The following is a 17,888-nucleotide window of genomic DNA, read 5'->3' on the forward strand; positions in this document are numbered from 1 at the left end:
AGACAAGCTGAGTGCGTGTTTCGGAGTGTCTGAGTGGAGGACTCGCGAAGGCAAGGGAAAGTGGGCAGGGACCCGGTCCCTGCCCACTTTGGTGTCGGCGACTACTGGCCGGCGGTGGCCACGACCTCCAGGGCGGGCTCCCGGCCAGCCGGGACGACCGCCGCGTCGGCGTCGTACACGACCACGCCGTCGACCCAGACCTTGCGCGGGCGCAGGTCCTCGTCCCACCACACCAGGTCGGCGACGGCACCGGGCGTCAGGCGGCCCAGGGTGGGTTCGCCGATGGCGTCCGCCGGGACGATGGTGGCCGACGCCAGGGCGTCCGCCGCGTCCACGCCGACCGACACGATGTTGCGGATGGCCCGGTCCAGGGTGAGCGCGCTGCCCGCGATCGTGCCCTCGGGCGAACGCGGCACGCCGTCCTCGGTCAGGACCACGTCCGCACCGCCGAGCTGGTAACGGCCCGGCGGCATGCCGGCCGCCGCGACGGCGTCGGTGACCAGGGCGACCCGCGGACCGGCGGCGTTGAACACCAGGCGGCACACGTCCGGACCCACGTGGGCCAGGTCGGCGATGAGGCCGAGGGTGAACCGCTCGTCGACCAGGGCGACGCCGGGCACGCCCGGTTCGCGGTGGCCGAGCGGGCGTTGCGCGTTGAACAGGTGCGTGACCATGCGCGCGCCGGCCTCGGCCGCGGTCCTGGTCTGCTCGCCGGTGGCGTCCGAGTGGCCGACGGCCACCAGCACGCCCGCGTCCGCGAGCCTGCGGACGGCTTCGAACCCGCCGGGCTGCTCGGGGGCGAGCGTGACCATGCGCAACGCGCCGGCCAGCACCTCGTCGTCGAGCAACGCGTCGATCTCGGCCTCGCCCGGCTCGACCATCAGCGCCGGGTCGTGCACGCCGGGCCGCTTGGGCGACAGGAACGGTCCTTCGAGGTGCACGCCCAGCGGGCGGGCACCGGAGTTCTCGGGCAGGGCGGCCGACGCGGCGAGCACGTCGTGCGCCTGCCTCAGCACCACGCCGACCGGCGCGGTGATCAGCGTCGGGAGGAACCGGGTGACGCCCGTTTGTGGGAGCGCTCTCGTCACCACGGCCATCGACACCGGGTCCACCTCGGCGAAGTCCACGCCCACCGCGCCGTTGATCTGGATGTCGACCAGTCCGGGAGTGAGCAGACCGTCGGCCAGCACCTCCGCACCGACCGGTGGTTCACCCGTCACGACCTCGACGATCCGGCCCGCACGGACGCGGACCCACGCGGGACCCGTGATGGTGCGGCCGAGCAGTGCTCGTGGAGCTGCGACAACGGTGTCCAAGGTCCCTCCTCAAATGGTCTGGACCATTATGCGCGTAAACAGTGCACGCCGTCACGTTTAGTCGGAAGATAACCAATAGTCAGTGCAACTTGTTATCCATCGACCTGCGAGGGGCTCTCGGCGGCGACCCGCGGGAGGGGCCCATACTTGGGCTCAGACATCCGAGGTCTAACGACGAGCGAGGGCCGCCGTGGCAGTAACCGACGACGCGATCCTGCGCGTGCGGGAAATGATCGTGACCGGCGAACTCAAACCCGGTGACCGGCTGCCGCGCGAGGCCGACCTCGCCGAGCGGCTGGGGCTGTCCCGCAACTCGCTGCGCGAGGCCGTGAAGGCGTTGTCACTGGTCAGGGTGCTGGACGTCCGCCAGGGCGACGGCACGTACGTCTCCAGCCTGCGTGCCGACGACCTGCTGGGGGCACTGTCGTTCGTGCTCGAACTGCACCGGGGCCAGGAATCGACGCTGGAGGTCCTCCAGGTGCGCCGCATCCTGGAACCGGCCGCGACCGCGATGGCCGCGCAACGCGTCGGCCCCGAGGAGGTGGCCTCGCTGCGGGCGTTGTGCGACACCGCCGAGTCGGCGCACTCGCTGGAGGAACTCGTCGCGCACGACCTGGAGTTCCACCAGGCCATCGCCCGCTGCTCGGGCAACGCCTACCTCGCGCAACTGCTGGAGACGATGGCCGGGCCGCAGGCGCGGACGCGGATCTGGCACGGCATCGCGGAGGGCGGCGCGGTCGAGCGGACGGTCTCCGAGCACCGCGCGATCGTGGACGCGCTGGCCAACCGGCAGACCGAACTCGCGCGGTCGTGGTCGACGGTGCACGTGGCGGGGGTCGAGCAGTGGCTGGTCGGCCTGTCCTGACCCGGCGGTCACCTGGGTGGATGACAGAGGTGGCGGCGGACGGCGTCGGGTCGGGAGGATCTCCGCGCCCCGCTGCCTGACGAAGGACCCCCATGAGACTGGTCGCCGTGCTGACCGCTGCCCTCTTGTCCGCCACGGGACTCGCCGGTGCCCAACCGGCTGGTGCCGAACTGACCGGGAGCGGCCGGACCGCCACGGTGTTCGTGGAACTCGCCACCTCCTCGGCGGTCGACGCCTTCGAGCGCGAAGACGACCGCGGGCGGGCGATCGGCGCGGCGCGGGAGTCGCGGCGGCTCATCGGCGAGATCACCGACAAGGTCTTGAAGGCGTTGCGGGACAAGGACTCCCGTGCCCGCCAGGTCGCACGGACCGCCAACGCGGTACCCGGCTTCGTCGTCACCGGCGACGCCGCGCGGCTGCGGGAACTCTCCGCGCTGTCCGAGGTGCGTTCCGTCCGCGCCATCGTCCCGAAGACCGCGTCCAACTCCGGGGCGGCGCAGCTCACCCGCGCGGTGAAAGTCTGGCAGGACAACGGAAAACTCGGCGAGGGCCTGCGCATCGGCGTCATCGACACCGGCGTCGACTACACGCACGCGGACTTCGGCGGCGAAGGCACGGTCGAGGCCTACCGCGCCGTCGACCGCACGGCGCCCTGGACGCCCAACGCCAAAGTCGTGGGCGGCCACGACTTCGTCGGCGACGACTACGACGCCGACGACCCCGACCACGCCACCCCCGTGCCCGACCCGAACCCGATGGACTGCTTCGGGCACGGCACGCACGTCGCGGGCACGGCCGCCGGCTACGGCGTCGAGACCGACGGCAGCACGTTCCGCGGCGACCACCGGATGTTGACGCCCGAGCACCTCGACCGCATGCGGGTCGGCCCGGGCACCGCGCCGGCGGCGGAGATCTACGCGCTCAAGGTGTTCGGCTGCACGGGGTCGACCAATCTGACCGCCGAAGCCATGGATTGGTCGCTCGACCCGAACGGCGACGGCGACTTCTCCGACCACCTCGACGTCGTCAACCTGTCGCTGGGCACGGACTTCGGCGGCCAGGACGACCCGGACAGCCTCTTCGTGCGCAAGCTCGTGCGCAACGGCGTGCTGGTCGTCGCGGCGGCGGGCAACGGCGGCGACTTCTACGACGCCGGCGGCGCGCCCGGCAACACGCCCGAAGCCCTCACCGTGGCCAACACGCGCGACGCGCACGTCCTGCTCGACGGCCTCGGCGTCACCGACCTCGGCGACCAGCCGGGCCAGTACAGCCAGGACTACCGGGACTTCCCCGCGCTCGACCTGACGCGCCCCGTCGTCCGCATCCAGGAAGAGTCCAATGTGGATGGATGCGGACCGGTCTCCCAGGACCTGACCGGAAAAGTCGTGTGGCTGGAGTGGGACGAGGACGACGCCACCCGCGAGTGCGGCTCGAAAGCCCGCACCGACAACGCGGAGAAGGCCGGTGCCGACGGTGTCCTGCTCACGTCCACGCGCGCGATCTTCGCCGCCGCCATCGCCGGGAACGCGACCACCCCGGTGTTCCAGTTCACCGGCCCGGCGACGCAGCGCGTCCGCCCGCTGCTCGACGCGGGCACGCTCGAAGTCCGCTTCCAGGGCACGGGACGACGGGCGCTGCCCACCCTGGCCCCGTCGATCGCCGACACGATCACGCCCACGTCGGCCCGCGGCGCGCGCGGACCGGTCGGCGCGAAACCCGACGTGGCCGCGCCCGGCGACACCATCGTCTCGGCCGCGGTCGGCACCGGCGCGGACGGCGTGAGCAAGGGCGGCACGTCGATGTCCACGCCGCACGTGGCGGGCATCGCCGCGCTGGTCCGCGAGACGCACCCGGACTGGACCGTGGAGGAGGTCAAGGCCGCGGTCGTCAACACCGCGGACGCGACCGTGGTGTCCGGCGACGACCGCGCGACCGGCGTGCCCGAGGCGCCCATGCGGGTCGGGGCGGGACGCGTCGACGCGCGGCAGGCCGTGGACACCGACCTGCTCGCGATGGTGGCCGACGACCCGGGCTCGGTGGGCGTGACGTTCGGGACCGTGCCGGTGAACCGGTCGGCGCTGCTGATGAAGACCGTGCGCGTGGTCAACAAGTCGACCACGCGGCGTACCGCGAGCGTCGCGTACCGGCCCTCGACCGAGGTACCGGGTGCCCGGATCGAGGTCCGCCCATCGGAGGTTTCCGTGCCACCGGGTGGCGAGGCCCGGGTTCGGGTGACGCTACGGGTCACGGCTTCGGAACTCCGAAAGGTGGCGGACCCGACACTGCGGACGACGGAGGACGGCCGGGCGCGGCAGTTCCTGTCGGAGGCGTCGGGGCTCGTGGTCGTGTCGTCCGGGGAGGCCGCCGCCCGCGTGCCGGTGTACGCGGCGCCCAAGCCGGTGTCGGCGCTGACCGCCGCCATGGCCGACGGCACGGTGCGGGTCAACGGCCGGGGGTTCGACCGGGGCGGGTACGCGTCGATGGTGTCGGCGTTCGAACTCCAGGGCCGCAGTCCCGAGCTGCCGCCGTGCGACGACGAGCCTCAGGTCGCGTGCGCCGTCAACGGGTCGGCGCGCGGCGGCGACCTGCGGTACGTGGGCGTGACGTCGACGCCGGGTGCGGAGGACCCGGTCGTGGCGTTCGGTATCGCGATGTGGGGGCAGTGGTACACGCTCGGTTCGGTCGCCTCGCCGGGCGTGCGGATCGACACGACCGGGGACGGCGAACCGGACTTCGCGGTCACGGCGGTCAAACCCACCGACCCGGGTGGTTCGGTGAAGGCGGACGTGTGGCTGGCGCGGACCACAAGGCTCGCGGATCGGGCGACTGTGGACGAACGTCCGCTCAACGGCGCGTTCGGCGACGTGGACACGAACCTGATGGACAGCGACGTCGTGGTGCTGCCGGTGGGCGTGCGGGCGTTGGGCGTCGACCCGGCGGCCGGATCGGCGCGGATCTCCTACACCGCCAGGGTGACCGGCGCCTACGCACCGCCGGGCACGACCGACAACGTGATCGACACCTTGGACGTGCCGATGTCGTTCGACGTGCTGCGGCCGGGGTTCGCGGTGCTGTCGTACGGGTCGGCCGTGCTGTCGACGGTCGTGGCCGACGGTGCCGAGTTCGAGGTGCGGCGCGACGACGGGGCGTTGGCCGCGGACGGGTCGGACAGCCTGCTGGTCCTGTTCCACCACAACGGCGCCGGGCGGCGCGCGGAGGTCCTGACGCCGTGACCCGGTTGGCCGTGCCGGTGCGCGTTCGGGACGGCCATACTCGGGCGAATGGGCTTCGTGGTCGGGCTGGACGCGGGAGGAACGGCTACCCGGGCGTTGGTGTTCGACCTGGACGGCACCCGGCTCGGCGCGGGTGTCGCGGGCGGCGCCAACCCGCACTCGCACCCGCCGGAGCGGGCCGCGCGGCACGTGGGCGAGGCGTTGCGGATGGCGTTGGACGGGCTCGACGCGGGCAAGGTCGAGTCCGGGGTGCTGGGCATGGCCGGGTCGAGCCGGTTGGGCGACCCCGAGGTCGAGGCGTTGTTCACGGCGGCGTGGAACTCGGCCGGGCTGCGCTGCCCGATGCGGGTGATCACGGACTGCGAGGCGGCGTTCGCGTCCGGGTCGGCGGCGCCGGACGGGACCGTGCTGGTCGCGGGCACGGGGTCGATCTCGGCGCGGATCGTCGACCACCGGCTGGTGTCGGCCGGCGGCGGGTACGGGTGGCTGCTCGGTGACGAGGGGTCGGCGTTCTGGATCGGGCGCGAGGCCGTGCGGGCGACGTTGCGCGAAGTCGCGCGGCCGGGGCCGTTGGCACGGGCCGTGTTGGCGCACGCCGGGGTGACGTCGGGGGACCGGCGGCGGGCGTTGATCGTGGCGGCGAACGCGGGTGCGCCGGTGCGGTTGGCGGAGTTCGCGCCGTTGGTGACGGCGAACGCGCACGATCCCGTGGCCGACGACATCATCGCGTCGGCCGTCGAGCACCTGGTGGACCTGGCGTTGGCGGACCGGGGACGGGACGAGCTGACGCCGCTCGTGCTGATCGGCAGCCTGGTGCACGCGACGGCGATCGGTCCGCGGCTGCGGCGTGCGCTCGCGACGCGGACGTCGGCGCCGATCCACGTGGCGTCGGGCGCGGCGGCGGGTGCCGCGTGGCTGGCGGCGGTGTCCCTCCTGGGCGAGAGCGCTCCCCGTCTCCGGTAAGCCCGCGAGTTGTGCGTTCGGACACCGCGAGTCGTGCGTTCAGGACGGGTCCGGTGCCTGAACGCACATTTCACGGTGTCCGAACGCACATTTCGTGGTGTCTGAACGTATGACTCGCGCGGTCAGGAGCGGGGGTGGCGCAGACCGGGGTGGTCGGCGGGGAGGGTGCGGCGGATGAGCCACCAGCTCACCGCGATGCAGGCGAGTTGGAGCGGCCACGTCATGACGCCCCGGGCGAAGCCCAGCACCAGGACCTGACCGGACAGCCACAGGGTGCCGAAGACGACGACGCGCAGCACGTACTGGCCCACCCACGCCCAGCTCGCCACGCGGTAGGCGCGCATCAGGTCGGGATCGCGCCGCCAGCGGAACTTCTGGCCGGTCAGCAGGCCGACCACCACGCCCAGCAGCGGCCAGCGGATCACGATGCTCGCCGCCCAGGCCAGCGCGCTGCCCACGTTGAGGAAGATCTGGAGCAGGAAGAAGTCCTCGGGCCGGCCGGTCTGCAACGCGATGTACGCGGCCAGCACCACCAGCGCCACGGACACCAGCACGGCACGCGGCCGGTCGCCGCGCACCACCCGCACGACACCGATCGCGACACCGCAGGCCACGGCCGCGATCGCCCCGCCGATGATCGACTGCCCGCCCAGCAGCCAGCCGAACGCGAACAGCAGCGGCGGCAGCGACGCGTCCAGTGCGCCGCCACGACCGCCGAGCAGCTCGCCAAGTGTCTCGGGACGGGTGTCGGTCATGCCACCAGCGTGCCTTAGGCGAACCTAAGTCAGGTAACGGACCCGCATCACCCCATTGACCCCGGTGACCCCGGTCACTAGCGTGGCCGGAAATCGTCTGGAAAGTTAACAGACAGGAGAGACGATGCGAGCCGGCAGCCCCCGACTTCTGCGCGAGATCAACGACCGCGCGGCGATCGAGGCATTGCTGCGCAACGGCCCGCTGACCAGGTCGGACCTCGAAGGGATCATCGGTCTCTCGAAGCCCGCGACGGCCCAGCTGCTGACCCGGCTGGAGACCGACGGCATGGTCCTGCGCAACGGTCTGCGCGGCGGCGGACGCGGCCCGCGCGCGCAGCTCTGGACGGTCAACGGCGCCCTCGCCCACGTCGCCGCCGTCGACCTCACGCCCGACGCGATCGACGTCGCGGTGGCCGACATCTCCGGCACGCTGCTCACCGAGCACAGCGCGCCCATGCCGCGCACCGACGTGCTCGACGCCTTCCACGCCGCCGTCCGACAGGCCGCCGGCCAGGCCGGGCTGACCACCGAAGCCCTGCACCACGTCGTCGTCGGCAGCCCCGGCGCGGTCGACCCGGCGACCGGACGGCTCGTCTACGCGCCGCACATGCCCGGCTGGTCGGACGTGGACGACCTGCCGCGCACGCTGGAGGCCCTGCTCGACACCGGCGTCACGGTCGAGAACGACGTCAACCTCGTCGCGCTGGAGGAGATGATCGCGGGCCGGGCCACCGACGTGCGCGACTTCGTCCTGATCTGGCCCGCCGACGCGGTCGGCGCGGCGGTCGTCGTCAACGGCGTGCTGCTGCGCGGCGCGACCGGCGGCGCGGGCGAAATAGACGCCATGCGCGTGCCCGACCGCGCCGGCGCCGACACCGGCACGACCCGCGCGGGCAGCCGTTACGGCGAACTGCTCGACAACGCCGCCGTCGTCCGGCTCGCCCGCGCGCACGGCCTGACCGCGCGCACCGCGCAGTCCGCGGTGCGCAAGGCCGAACCGTCGAGCCCGTTCCTGCTCGACCTGGCCCGGCGGATCGCGACCGGTATCGCGAACGTCGTCGCCGTGCTCGACCCCGAACTCGTGCTGCTCTCGGGCGAGGTCGCCCACGCGGGCGGCACGGCGCTCGCCGACCTCGTCGCCGAGCAGCTGCACCGACTGGTGGTGCCCCGCACCCCGGTCCAACTGGCCATGGTCACCGGGAAACCCGTGCGCTCCGGCGCACTGCATTCCGCTCTCTCGGTCGCCAGGGAACAGGTGTTCGGTCTGCCCGCCGCCACGACCGAACCCTTCCGCGGCCCGCGTCTCGACCAGCGGTCCGCGGCAACGTCACCGTCCGCACGTTGATCCGAAGAGGAGAGCAAATGCGCAAGATCTCCCGCGCGGCGTTGCTGTGCGTCGCCGCCGCGGTCTCGTTGACCGCCTGTGCGGCGGGCGCGGGCAACAACAACACAGCCGCAACGACGGCTCCGGGCAAGGACGACAAGTTCTCCTTGACCGTGTGGAGCAACTTCTCCGGCCGTGAGCAGGACGAACTGACCAAGGCGTTGGACAGCTTCAAGAAGAAGTACCCCAACGCCGAGATCAAGCACGAGGGCAGCCAGGACGACGACAAGATCACCGCGGGCATCCGCGGCGGCAACCCGCCGGACGTCGCGCTGTCGTTCACCACCGACAACATCGGCCAGTTCTGCTCCAGCGGCACGTTCCAGGACCTCAAGCCGTTCATCGAGCGGGACAAGGTCGACCTCGGGCAGATCCCCGACGCGGTGCGCTCCTACACCGAGTACAAGGGCCAGCGGTGCGCGCTGCCGGTCCTGAGCGACGTGTACGGCCTGTACTACAACAAGGACATCCTCGCGGCGGCCGGCATCACCACGCCGCCGAAGACGATCGCCGAGCTGGTCGACTTCGCCAAGCGCACCACCAAGAAGGCGGCCGACGGCTCCATCGAGGTCGCGGGCTTCCTGCCCTCGCCCCAGTTCTACGAGAACCGGGCGCAGATGCTCGCACCGGCGTTCGGCGCGAAGTGGTTCGGCGCCGACGGCAAGTCCTCGCTCAGCACCCCCGAGTGGCAGGACATGTACAAGTTCCAGAAGGAACTCGTGGACTTCTACGGCTACGACAACCTGGAGCGGTTCCGCGCGGGCCTGGGCCAGGAGTACTCCGCCGACCACGCCTTCCACCAGCAGAAGATCGCCATGATGATCGACGGCGAGTACCGCACGGCGTTCCTCAAGGACCAGGCGCCGACCGTCAAGTACGGCACCGCGCCGGTCCCGACCGCGAAGCCCGACCTGTACGGCACCGGCCTGACCACCGGCACGATCGTCGGCATCCCCAAGGGCGCCAAGAACCCCGCCGCCTCGTGGGAGCTGATCAAGCACCTCGGGTTCGACACCGACGCGATCGTCGGCCTGTCCAACGGCCTGAAGAACATCCCGCACACCAAGGCGGCGCTGGCCGACCCGAAGCTCGAGGTCGACGAGAACTTCAAGACGTTCATCGACCTCGCGGCGGGCGGCAAGCTCCAGGGCAACGTGTCGACCCCGATCGGCGACGCGCACATCAAGGCCGTCGGCGACTTCTCCTCGAGCTGGCAGGCGGGCGCGGTCCCGGACCTGGTGGCCGGGCTCAAGGAGATCGACAAGCAGATCGACGACCAGATCGCCAAGAGCGGCAAGTAGCGATGACCGCCACGCTCGACCGCGTGGACGTGCCCGGGGCCGCCCCTTCACGGCGGCCCCGGGCCCGCGGGCGACTCGTCGCCCTGGCCTTCATGGCACCCGCGCTGATCGGTTTCCTCGCGTTCTTCGGCTACCCGCTGATCGCCACGATCGGGTTCTCGTTCACCAAGTACGACCTGATCAACCCGCCGAAGTGGATCGGCTTCGCCAACTACGAGTACATGTTCTCCGACAAGCTGTTCCGCACGTCGGTGTACAACACCCTGTGGTTCGTGGTCGTGCTGACGACCGCGCGCCTGGTGTTCACGCTCGGCGTGGCGTCGGTGATCGCCCGGCTCAAGTCGGGCGTCGGCCTGATCCGCACGCTGTGCTACCTGCCGTCGCTGGCACCGCCGGTCGCCGCGACCCTGGTGTTCTTCATGGTCATGCGGCCCAACGGCGGCCCGGTCGACGAGTTCCTCGACTGGTTCGGCATCCAGAGCCCGCTGTGGTTCGCCGACCCGGCGTGGGCCAAGGGCGGCATCACCGCGGTGATGCTGTGGGTGTCCGGCGACCTGATGATCATCATCCTGGCCGCGATCCTGGACGTGCCGCAGGAGCAGTACGAGGCGGCCGAACTCGACGGCGCCGGCCCGCTGCGCCGCTGGTGGCACATCACGCTGCCGTCGATCTCGCCGGTCCTGCTGTTCGGCGTGGTCAACTCGATCATCCTGGCGTTGCAGCTGTTCACCCAGGCCGTGGTGGCGGGGTCGGCGGCGAGCGGGTCGGCGGAGGCCACCGGGAACACGAAGTACCTCGGGTACCCGGAGAACTCGACCCTGACGTTCCCGGCCTGGCTGTACACGCAGGGCTTCCGCTACTTCGACATGGGCTACGCGGCGGCGATGGCGACCGTGCTGTTCATCGTGTCGTTCGCGGCCACGGCCGTGCTCGTGCACCGCATGCGCAAGAACTCTCATCAGGAAGAAGGAGGGCCGGGAGCGTGACGGGTGTTTGGCGTCGCCGGCTCGACTGGATCGCCGTGCACAGCCTGGGCCTCGCCCTCGGCCTGATGTTCGCCCTGCCGGTCCTGTTCGTGATCCTCACCGCCGTGATGTCGGATTCTCAGGCGTTCACGGCGCAACTGTGGCCACGCGAGTGGCACTGGGAGAACTTCGTCGAGGTCTTCGACAAGGCTCCGCTGCTGAAGTACCTGGTCAACAGCTTGACGTATGCGCTGCTGGCCACGGCGGGCATGCTGCTGTCGTCGATACCTGCGGCGTACGCGCTGGCGAAACTGCGCTGGCGCGGCCGGAACGCGGTCTTCCTGCTCGTGGTCGGTGCGATGATGCTGCCGCCGCAGGTGGTCGCCGTCCCGCTGTACGACACGTGGTCCAGCCTCGGGCTGACCGGCACGCTGGTGCCGCTGATCGTGCCGTACTTCCTGTTCGACGCGTTCAGCATCTTCCTGCTGCGCCAGTTCTTCCTGACCATCCCACAGTCCTATGTGGACGCGGCGCGGGTCGACGGCTGTACCGAGTTCCAGACGCTGACGCGGATCGTCGTGCCGATGGCGAAGCCGGGCATCGCGGCCACCGCGCTGTTCTGCTTCCTCTACACCTGGAACGACTACTTCGGCCCGCTGCTCTACACCGGCGAGAAGCCGGACCAGTGGACGTTGTCGCTGGCCCTGTCGTCGTTCAAGGGCATGCACCACGTCCAGTGGAACCTGACCATGGCCGTCACGCTGCTGATCATGGTCCCGGCGGTGGTCCTGTTCGTCCTCGCCCAGCGCTCGTTCGTCAAGGGAATCACGTTCACGGGGGTAAAAGGGTGAAGCTCACCGTTGTCGGCGGCGGGTCCACGTACACGCCGGAGCTGGTCGACGGCATCGCGGGCCGGCGCACCAGCCTCGCGGTCGACGAGATCGTGCTGGTCGACCCGGACGCCGACCGGCTCGCCGTCGTCGGCGCGTTCGCCCAGCGCCTGCTCGCGCACGCCGGGCACCAGGCCCGCGTCACCACGACGTCCTCCCTGGAGGAGGGCGTGGACGGCGCGTCCGCCGTACTGCTGCAACTGCGGGTCGGCGGGCAGGCGGCCCGCGCGTCCGACGAGACGTTCCCGCTGGCCTGCGGCTGCGTCGGCCAGGAGACGACCGGTGCCGGCGGCCTGGCCAAGGCGCTGCGCACGGTCCCGGTCGTGCTGGACATCGCCGAACGGGTGCGCCGACTGGCTGGTGACGACACGTGGATCGTGAACTTCACCAACCCCGTCGGCATCGTCACACGGGCACTGCTGCAGGCCGGGCACCGCGCGGTCGGGCTGTGCAACGTCGCGATCACGTTCCAGCGCTGGACGTCCGAGCTGCTCGGCGTGACGCCGGACGCGGTGCGGCTGGACCACGTCGGCCTCAACCACCTGTCGTGGGCGACCGGCGTGCACGTCGACGGCGTCGACCGGCTGCCCGAACTGATCACGACGCACGGCGAGGACCTCGGCACCCACATCGGGCTGCCGGCGTCGCTGATGCGCCGGCTTGGCATGGTGCCGTCGTACTACCTCAAGTACTTCTACGACCACGACGAGGTCGTGGCCAGGCAGAAGAAGGAGCCGCCGCGGGCCGAGGTCGTCTCGGCCGTGGAGAAGGAGCTGCTCGACCTCTACCGGGACACGTCGGTGGTGACCAAGCCCGACGCGTTGTCCCAGCGCGGCGGGGCGTACTACTCCGAGGCGGCCGTGCAGCTCGTGCACGCGTTGACCGGCGGAACGGGTGCCGAACAGCACGTGGTGAACGTGCGCAACGGCGGCACCCTGCCGTTCCTGCCCGACGACGCGGTGGTCGAGGTGCCGGCGGAGGTCACGCGCGACGGGGCACGACCGCTGCCGGTCGCCCCCGTGCCGCCGTCGATCTCGGGGCTGATCTCGCACGTGACCGCGTACGAGTACCTGGCGCTGGACGCGGCCGTGCGCGGCGGGCGCGACCGGGTGGCCGACGCGCTGCTGGCGCACCCGTTGATCGGTCAGCGGGCGACGGCGGAACGGCTGGCCGACGAGCTGGTGGCGCGCAACCGGGACCACCTCGCGTGGGCGTAGTTCGGGGGGAAGAAATGACGGAGCGGGTGCTGGCCATCGACGGCGGCAACAGCAAGACGGCCGTGGCGCTGGTCGACGTGGCGGGCCGCGTGCTCGCCCAGGTGCGCGGTCCGGGCGCGTCGCCGCAGAACGTCGGTCTCGCGCGCAGCCGGGAGGTCTTCGACTCCCTGGTGCGCGAGACCGCGCGTCGGGCGGGCCTTTCGCCGGACGAGCGGATCGCCACGCACACGGCGGCCTACCTCGCCGGCGCCGACCTGCCCAAGGAGGAGGAAGACCTGACGGCCGCGCTCGCCGGGCTGTGGTCGGAGACGATCGTGGTGGGCAACGACACGTTCGCGCTGCTGCGGGCGGGAACATCCGACGGCGTCGGTGTCGCCGTGGTGTGCGGCGCGGGGATCAACTGCGTGGGCGTGGCGGCGGACGGTCGGACGCACCGGTTCCCGGCGTTGGGGCGGATCTCCGGCGACTGGGGCGGTGGCAGCCACCTGGGTGCCGAGGCGTTGTGGCTGGCCGTGCGCGCGGAGGACGGGCGCGGTGAGCCCACCGCCCTCGTGGCCGCCCTGAAGGCCCACTACGGCGTGCGCTCGATCGCCGACGCGGTGGAGTCGTTGCACTTCGGGAAGGTCGAGTTCGACCCGCACCCCCTGTGCCCGCTGCTGTTCTCGGTGGCGCGGGACGGGGACGCCGTGGCCCGGCGGGTGGTCGACCGGCTGGTCGAGGAGATCACGCTGCTGGCCGGCGTGTCGTTGCGGCGGCTCGGGTTGCTGGGCGAGGCCGTGGACGTCGTGCTCGGCGGCGGCGTGGTGACCGGTACCGACGTGGCCCGGTTCGTGGCTTCGTCGTTGTCCGCCACGGCACCGCTGGCCCGGGTGCGGGTGGTGGACGTGCCGCCGGTCGTGGGCGCGGCGTTGTTGGGGTTGGACGCGCTGAACGCCGACCCGTCGGCCGAGGCGCGGCTGCGCGCGGCGTACGAACCCCTGAGCGTCGACTGAGGGTTCCCTTGATCGTGACCGGACGTGTGCGGCGGCGCCCCTCCGGTCACACGACTCGCGGGGGTCGGCGCCGACCCCCGCGAGTCCTCCACTCGGACATCCCGAAATACGCACTCGGACTCCCCCGATCGGGTCGGGTGGATCTTGGACCGCGCGGGCGGTCCGGTAGTGGCTGGCGTCCGGACGGGTGAAAGGAGCATGCTGGGTCGGCGCGGCGGCCGGGGGCGGGGCCGCGTGGGCTGCGAGAAAGGGACGACCGTGCACGGATTGGACAGTTTCGTCGCATTGGGGGACAGCTTCACCGAAGGACTCGACGACCCGGGCGCCGACGGGGCCTACGTGGGCTGGGCCGACCGGCTCGCGGAGGTGATGGCGGCCACCCGGCCCGGCTTCCGCTACGCCAACCTCGCCGTGCGCGGGAAGATGCTCCAGGAGATCGTGCGCGAGCAGGTGCCGCTGGCCACGTCGCTCAAGCCGGCACTGGCCACGTTCTGCGGCGGCGGCAACGACCTCCTGGTACCCGGCAGCGACCCGGACGCGCTCGCCGAGGTGTACGAGATCGCGGTCGCCGAACTCCGCGCCGCCGGTGCCGAGGTGGTCATCTTCACCGGGTTCGACCCCCGGCACACGCCGTTGCTGCGGTCGTTGCGGGGCAAGATCGCCATCTACAACAGCCACCTGTGGTCCGTCGCCGAGCGCTACCACTGCCGCGTGGTCGACCTGTGGTCCATGGCCGTGCTGCACGACCGTCGCGCGTGGAGCGAGGACCGCCTCCACCTCTCCACCGAGGGCCACCGCCGCGTCGCCGCGCGCACCGCCGAGGTGCTCGGCCTCCAGCCGGTCGAACCGTGGGACACGCCGTGGCCGCCGGCGGGCGTCGAGGACTGGATCTCCCAGCGCCGGCAGGACCTGAAGTGGGCCCGGGAGCACGTCATGCCGTGGATCGCGCGCCGACTGCGCGGCGAGTCGATGGGCGACGGCGTCGCGCCCAAGCGCCCCGAACTGCTCCCGCTGTGCGACTGACCGGCCGGACCGGCCGGCCGGCACTCTCCCCCGAATGCCGGCCGGTCGGTGGTTCGGAGTGGTATTCCCCCCTGGCTCTCCCCACCAAGTACCACTCCGAGGCGCCGGTCACCGCATCGATCGTCCGACCGGACACGACCAAACTCCCACGAAATGCGGCCACGCCACTAAACGTCGGCTAAACCTCAGCGGTCCAGGGCTTCCAGCGCGGATCTGACCTGCCGCGCCCGCGCCGAGCCCAACCGCTCGAACAGGCGCAGCGACTCGGCCAACTCCGCTTGCGCCGCAACGACTTCGCCCCGGCGGGCCAGCACCCCGCCGAGCACCAGCCGGCCGAACGCCTCCTCGAACCGCATCGCGCCACCCCGGGCCAGTTCGACGCCCTGACGTGCGTTCTCCTCGGCCTCGGCCAGCAATCCCAGGTCGGCGTACAGGCCCGCCAAATTGTTCACGGCCACGACGAACGCCCGCTCGTCGCCGTTGCGGTGGTGCACCTCCATCGCCTCGAACTGGTGCCGCGCCGCCTTTTCCAACCGACCGAGCTTGCGCTCCGCCTGGGCGAGGTCGTCCAGCACCGTCGCCTCGCCGAGCGCGTCGCCGTCACCCCGGGCGACCTCGACCGCCTCCCGGTAGCACGCGAGCGCCTCCTTGTCGCGGTCCTCGGCGGTCAACGCGCACGCCAGCTGGTCCAACGCCATCACCAGGTACCGGGGTTCGCCCAGGTCCGCGGCGATCGCGTAGGCCCGTCGGGCGTCGGCGAGCCTGCCGCGCGACGACCCCGCGCGCTTGTCCACCTCGTGCATGGCGTGCAGCACCAGCATCTCGCCGCGCCGGTCGGCGGCGATCCGCGCGGACGCCAGACCGAACTCGGCGATCGCCTGCCACTCCCGCCCGGCCGGCCGCGTCACGCAGTAGGTGTGCACGAGCCGCACGAGCTGCCAGACCTGCCGGTGCAGCCCGGCCTCGGCACCCGCGTGCACCAACGCGATCAGGTTCGGCCACTCCTTGTCGAACCACGACAGCGCCTGGCCGGCGGTGGCGGGCCGGGCGGCGGGCGTGTCGCCGCCGGAGAAGTCGAGGCCGTCGGCGACGGGCCTGATCAGCCGCCGCGCGTGGTCGCACGCGGCCAGGTAGTGGTCCACCAGCCGGCGCAGGTCCGGCCCGGCCGGTCCGACCACTTCGCGCGCGTAGAGCCGGACCAGGTCGTGCAGGACGTAGCCGCCACGCCACTGCTCGACGACGAGGTGCGCGTCGGCCAGGTCCGCCAGCCGATTCTGGGCCGTGCCCAGGTCCGTGCCGCACACCGCCGCGATCGCGTGCGGGCTCACCCACCGCCCCGGCACGAGCCCGGCCGCGCGGAACGTCTCGGCCAACTCGGGCGGCAGGTTGCGGTACGACACGGCCAGCGCCCGCGCCACGCCGACACCGGTCTCGGGCAGATCGAGGGTGCGCAGCCGGTGGTCGTCGTGCGACAGCCGCACGACCAGGTCCTCGACCGTCCACTCGGGGCTGAGCACGAGCTTGGCCGCCGCGATCCGCAGCGCCAACGGCAGGTTCCCGCACAGCTCGACCAGCATGCGCACGGCCGTGGGTTCCTGTTCGGACACCGGCTTGCCCACCACGGAGTCCACCAGCCGGACGGACTCCTCCTCCCGCAACGTGTCCAGGGTCAGCATCCGCGCGCCGTTGGACACCACGAGCGACTCCAGCCGGCGCCGTGAGGTCACCAGCACCACGGAGCCGGCGCCGGGCGGCAGCAGCAGGCGCACGTGCTCGGGGTCCCACGCGTCGTCCAGCACGACGAGCACGCGCCGCTTGGCCAGCACCGACCGGTACAGGCCGACGCGGTCGTCGAGGTCGCGCGGCAGGCCGTCGGCGGGCACGCCCAACGCGTGCAGGAACCGGCCGAGCACCTCGCCCGGCTCGACCGGGTCGCGGTCTGGCACGAAGCCGTTCAGCGACGCGTACAGCAGGCCGTCGGGGAACCACTCGGCCCGGCGGTGCCCCCACGTGACGACCAGTTCGCTCTTGCCGATGCCGGGCGCACCCGCGACCACGGCGATCGTGGTGGCCTGGAGGTCGCGTTGGGCGCACAGCAGGTCGAGCCGGGCGAGTTCGTCGTCGCGGCCGATGAACCCGCTCGCCGCGGCGGGCAGCAACGCGGGCACGACCACGCCCGCCCGCGGCGGCACGAGCGCGACGGGCGCGATGTCGCCCTCGCCGCCGAGCGCCGGGTCGTCGCGCAGGACCTGCTCGTGCAGGACGCGCAGTTCCGGTCCGGGGTCGATGCCGAGTTCGTCGACGACCCGACGGTGGAAGCGCTGGTACGCGTCGAGCGCGTCGGCGCGCTGACCGGACCGGTAGAGCGCCCGCATGCTGTGCGCGACAAGCCTTTCCCGGAACGGGTACTCGTCGACGAGTCGGCGCAACTCGCCCACGAGTTCCAGGTGCCGGCCCAGTTCCAGCTCGGCCTCGACGCGTTCCTCGAGTGCGGCAAGCCGTAGTTCCTCCAGGTCGGTGGTGGCCGGTCGGCCGGGCACGTCGCCGAGCACCGGTCCGCGCCACAGGCCCAGGGACTCCCGCAGGAGCTGGGCCCGGATCGGCGCGGGCTTGCCGCGGGCCGACGACACGAGCTGCCGGGCGCGGTGGAAGTCCAGGCGCCACGGGTCGACGAGGAGCTGGTAGCCGGGCGGCGTGGTGAGGATGCGCGCCGAGCCGGCGGGGTCGGCCTCCTCCAGCATGCGGCGCAGGCGCGAGACGTAGCCGTGGACGATGGTCCGCGCGGTCGCCGGCGGGTCGTCGGCCCACAGGCAGTCGACGATCCCGTCGATCGGGACGACCCGGTTGGCGTCGAGCACCAGCATGGCGAGCAGTCCGCGCATGCCCTTGCGCCCGATGGGGAGGGGCTTGCCGTCGGCCAGCACCTGCAACGGGCCGAGCACGCCGAACTCCAACCCGCTCCTGCCCTCGGCCATGCCCCTCCC

At 71.9% G+C, this 17,888-nt stretch carries 13 protein-coding genes; 10 read left to right on the top strand and 3 right to left on the bottom strand.

Annotation, left to right across the window (positions count from 1 at the left end):
• Positions 1-101 precede the first annotated feature (101 nt).
• Complete coding sequence (nagA, locus tag F4559_RS30580) at positions 102-1,316, bottom strand: N-acetylglucosamine-6-phosphate deacetylase (protein ID WP_184674562.1); 1,215 nt, start codon at positions 1,314-1,316, stop codon at positions 102-104.
• A 190-nt stretch (positions 1,317-1,506) separates the two neighbouring features.
• Between nagA and F4559_RS30585 the strand changes: the two genes are divergently transcribed.
• The 3 genes from F4559_RS30585 to F4559_RS30595 all read left to right on the top strand — a co-directional run bounded on the left by F4559_RS30585 (position 1,507) and on the right by F4559_RS30595 (position 6,377).
• A complete protein-coding gene (locus F4559_RS30585) occupies positions 1,507-2,181 on the top strand; it encodes a FadR/GntR family transcriptional regulator (RefSeq protein ID WP_184674563.1) in 675 nt (224 codons plus the stop codon).
• A 92-nt stretch (positions 2,182-2,273) separates the two neighbouring features.
• Positions 2,274-5,414, top strand: a complete 3,141-nt coding sequence (locus F4559_RS30590) for a S8 family serine peptidase (RefSeq protein ID WP_184674564.1) — start codon at positions 2,274-2,276, stop codon at positions 5,412-5,414.
• 48 nt (positions 5,415-5,462) lie between these two features.
• Positions 5,463-6,377 carry an N-acetylglucosamine kinase gene (locus tag F4559_RS30595; protein ID WP_184674565.1) on the top strand — a complete coding sequence of 305 codons (915 nt, stop codon included), beginning with the start codon at positions 5,463-5,465 and terminating at the stop codon, positions 6,375-6,377.
• A gap of 122 nt (positions 6,378-6,499) precedes the next feature.
• On the opposite strand, the gene F4559_RS30600 is transcribed toward F4559_RS30595, so the two are convergent.
• Positions 6,500-7,132, bottom strand: coding sequence for a DUF3159 domain-containing protein (locus F4559_RS30600; protein WP_184674566.1), 633 nt, complete (start codon positions 7,130-7,132; stop codon positions 6,500-6,502).
• Positions 7,133-7,256: 124 nt separating this feature from the next.
• Between F4559_RS30600 and F4559_RS30605 the strand changes: the two genes are divergently transcribed.
• The 7 genes from F4559_RS30605 to F4559_RS30635 all read left to right on the top strand — a co-directional run bounded on the left by F4559_RS30605 (position 7,257) and on the right by F4559_RS30635 (position 14,904).
• A complete protein-coding gene (locus F4559_RS30605; RefSeq protein WP_184674567.1) occupies positions 7,257-8,477 on the top strand; it encodes an ROK family transcriptional regulator in 1,221 nt (406 codons plus the stop codon).
• A 17-nt stretch (positions 8,478-8,494) separates the two neighbouring features.
• Entirely contained in the window at positions 8,495-9,817 is a 1,323-nt protein-coding gene (locus F4559_RS30610) for an ABC transporter substrate-binding protein (RefSeq protein ID WP_184674568.1), read from the top strand.
• Positions 9,818-9,819: 2 nt separating this feature from the next.
• Positions 9,820-10,803 carry a carbohydrate ABC transporter permease gene (locus F4559_RS30615; protein ID WP_184674569.1) on the top strand — a complete coding sequence of 328 codons (984 nt, stop codon included), beginning with the start codon at positions 9,820-9,822 and terminating at the stop codon, positions 10,801-10,803.
• Positions 10,800-11,633 carry a carbohydrate ABC transporter permease gene (locus tag F4559_RS30620; RefSeq protein ID WP_312865902.1) on the top strand — a complete coding sequence of 278 codons (834 nt, stop codon included), beginning with the start codon at positions 10,800-10,802 and terminating at the stop codon, positions 11,631-11,633. Before F4559_RS30615 ends, F4559_RS30620 begins: the two co-directional genes overlap by 4 nt.
• Positions 11,630-12,889, top strand: coding sequence for a 6-phospho-beta-glucosidase (locus F4559_RS30625; RefSeq protein WP_184674570.1), 1,260 nt, complete (start codon positions 11,630-11,632; stop codon positions 12,887-12,889). The genes F4559_RS30620 and F4559_RS30625 overlap by 4 nt, the downstream gene beginning before the upstream one ends.
• Positions 12,890-12,903: 14 nt before the next feature.
• Positions 12,904-13,881 (top strand): N-acetylglucosamine kinase, encoded by a 978-nt coding sequence (locus tag F4559_RS30630; RefSeq protein ID WP_184674571.1) that lies wholly within the window; start codon positions 12,904-12,906, stop codon positions 13,879-13,881.
• A gap of 258 nt (positions 13,882-14,139) precedes the next feature.
• The gene (locus tag F4559_RS30635) at positions 14,140-14,904 is read left to right on the top strand and encodes an SGNH/GDSL hydrolase family protein (protein ID WP_312865903.1); all 765 of its coding nucleotides are present in this window, start codon (positions 14,140-14,142) and stop codon (positions 14,902-14,904) included.
• 185 nt (positions 14,905-15,089) lie between these two features.
• Here F4559_RS30635 and F4559_RS30640 read toward each other — a convergent pair whose 3' ends face one another.
• A complete protein-coding gene (locus F4559_RS30640) occupies positions 15,090-17,879 on the bottom strand; it encodes an AfsR/SARP family transcriptional regulator (RefSeq protein WP_184674573.1) in 2,790 nt (929 codons plus the stop codon).
• Positions 17,880-17,888 lie beyond the last annotated feature (9 nt).

This window comes from Saccharothrix violaceirubra, from assembly GCF_014203755.1.
Classification (GTDB): Bacteria; Actinomycetota; Actinomycetes; order Mycobacteriales; family Pseudonocardiaceae; genus Actinosynnema; species Actinosynnema violaceirubrum.

Excerpts from the sequence above, each read along its gene's own strand:
- F4559_RS30615 (WP_184674569.1), top strand. The coding sequence starts at position 9,820 with ATGACCGCCACGCTCGACCGCGTGGACGTGCCCGGGGCCGCCCCTTCA.
- F4559_RS30605 (WP_184674567.1), top strand. The coding sequence starts at position 7,257 with ATGCGAGCCGGCAGCCCCCGACTTCTGCGCGAGATCAACGACCGCGCG.
- F4559_RS30595 (WP_184674565.1), top strand. The coding sequence starts at position 5,463 with ATGGGCTTCGTGGTCGGGCTGGACGCGGGAGGAACGGCTACCCGGGCG.
- F4559_RS30630 (WP_184674571.1), top strand. The coding sequence starts at position 12,904 with ATGACGGAGCGGGTGCTGGCCATCGACGGCGGCAACAGCAAGACGGCC.
- F4559_RS30640 (WP_184674573.1), bottom strand. The coding sequence starts at position 17,879 with ATGGCCGAGGGCAGGAGCGGGTTGGAGTTCGGCGTGCTCGGCCCGTTG.
- F4559_RS30600 (WP_184674566.1), bottom strand. The coding sequence starts at position 7,132 with ATGACCGACACCCGTCCCGAGACACTTGGCGAGCTGCTCGGCGGTCGT.
- F4559_RS30590 (WP_184674564.1), top strand. The coding sequence starts at position 2,274 with ATGAGACTGGTCGCCGTGCTGACCGCTGCCCTCTTGTCCGCCACGGGA.
- F4559_RS30610 (WP_184674568.1), top strand. The coding sequence starts at position 8,495 with ATGCGCAAGATCTCCCGCGCGGCGTTGCTGTGCGTCGCCGCCGCGGTC.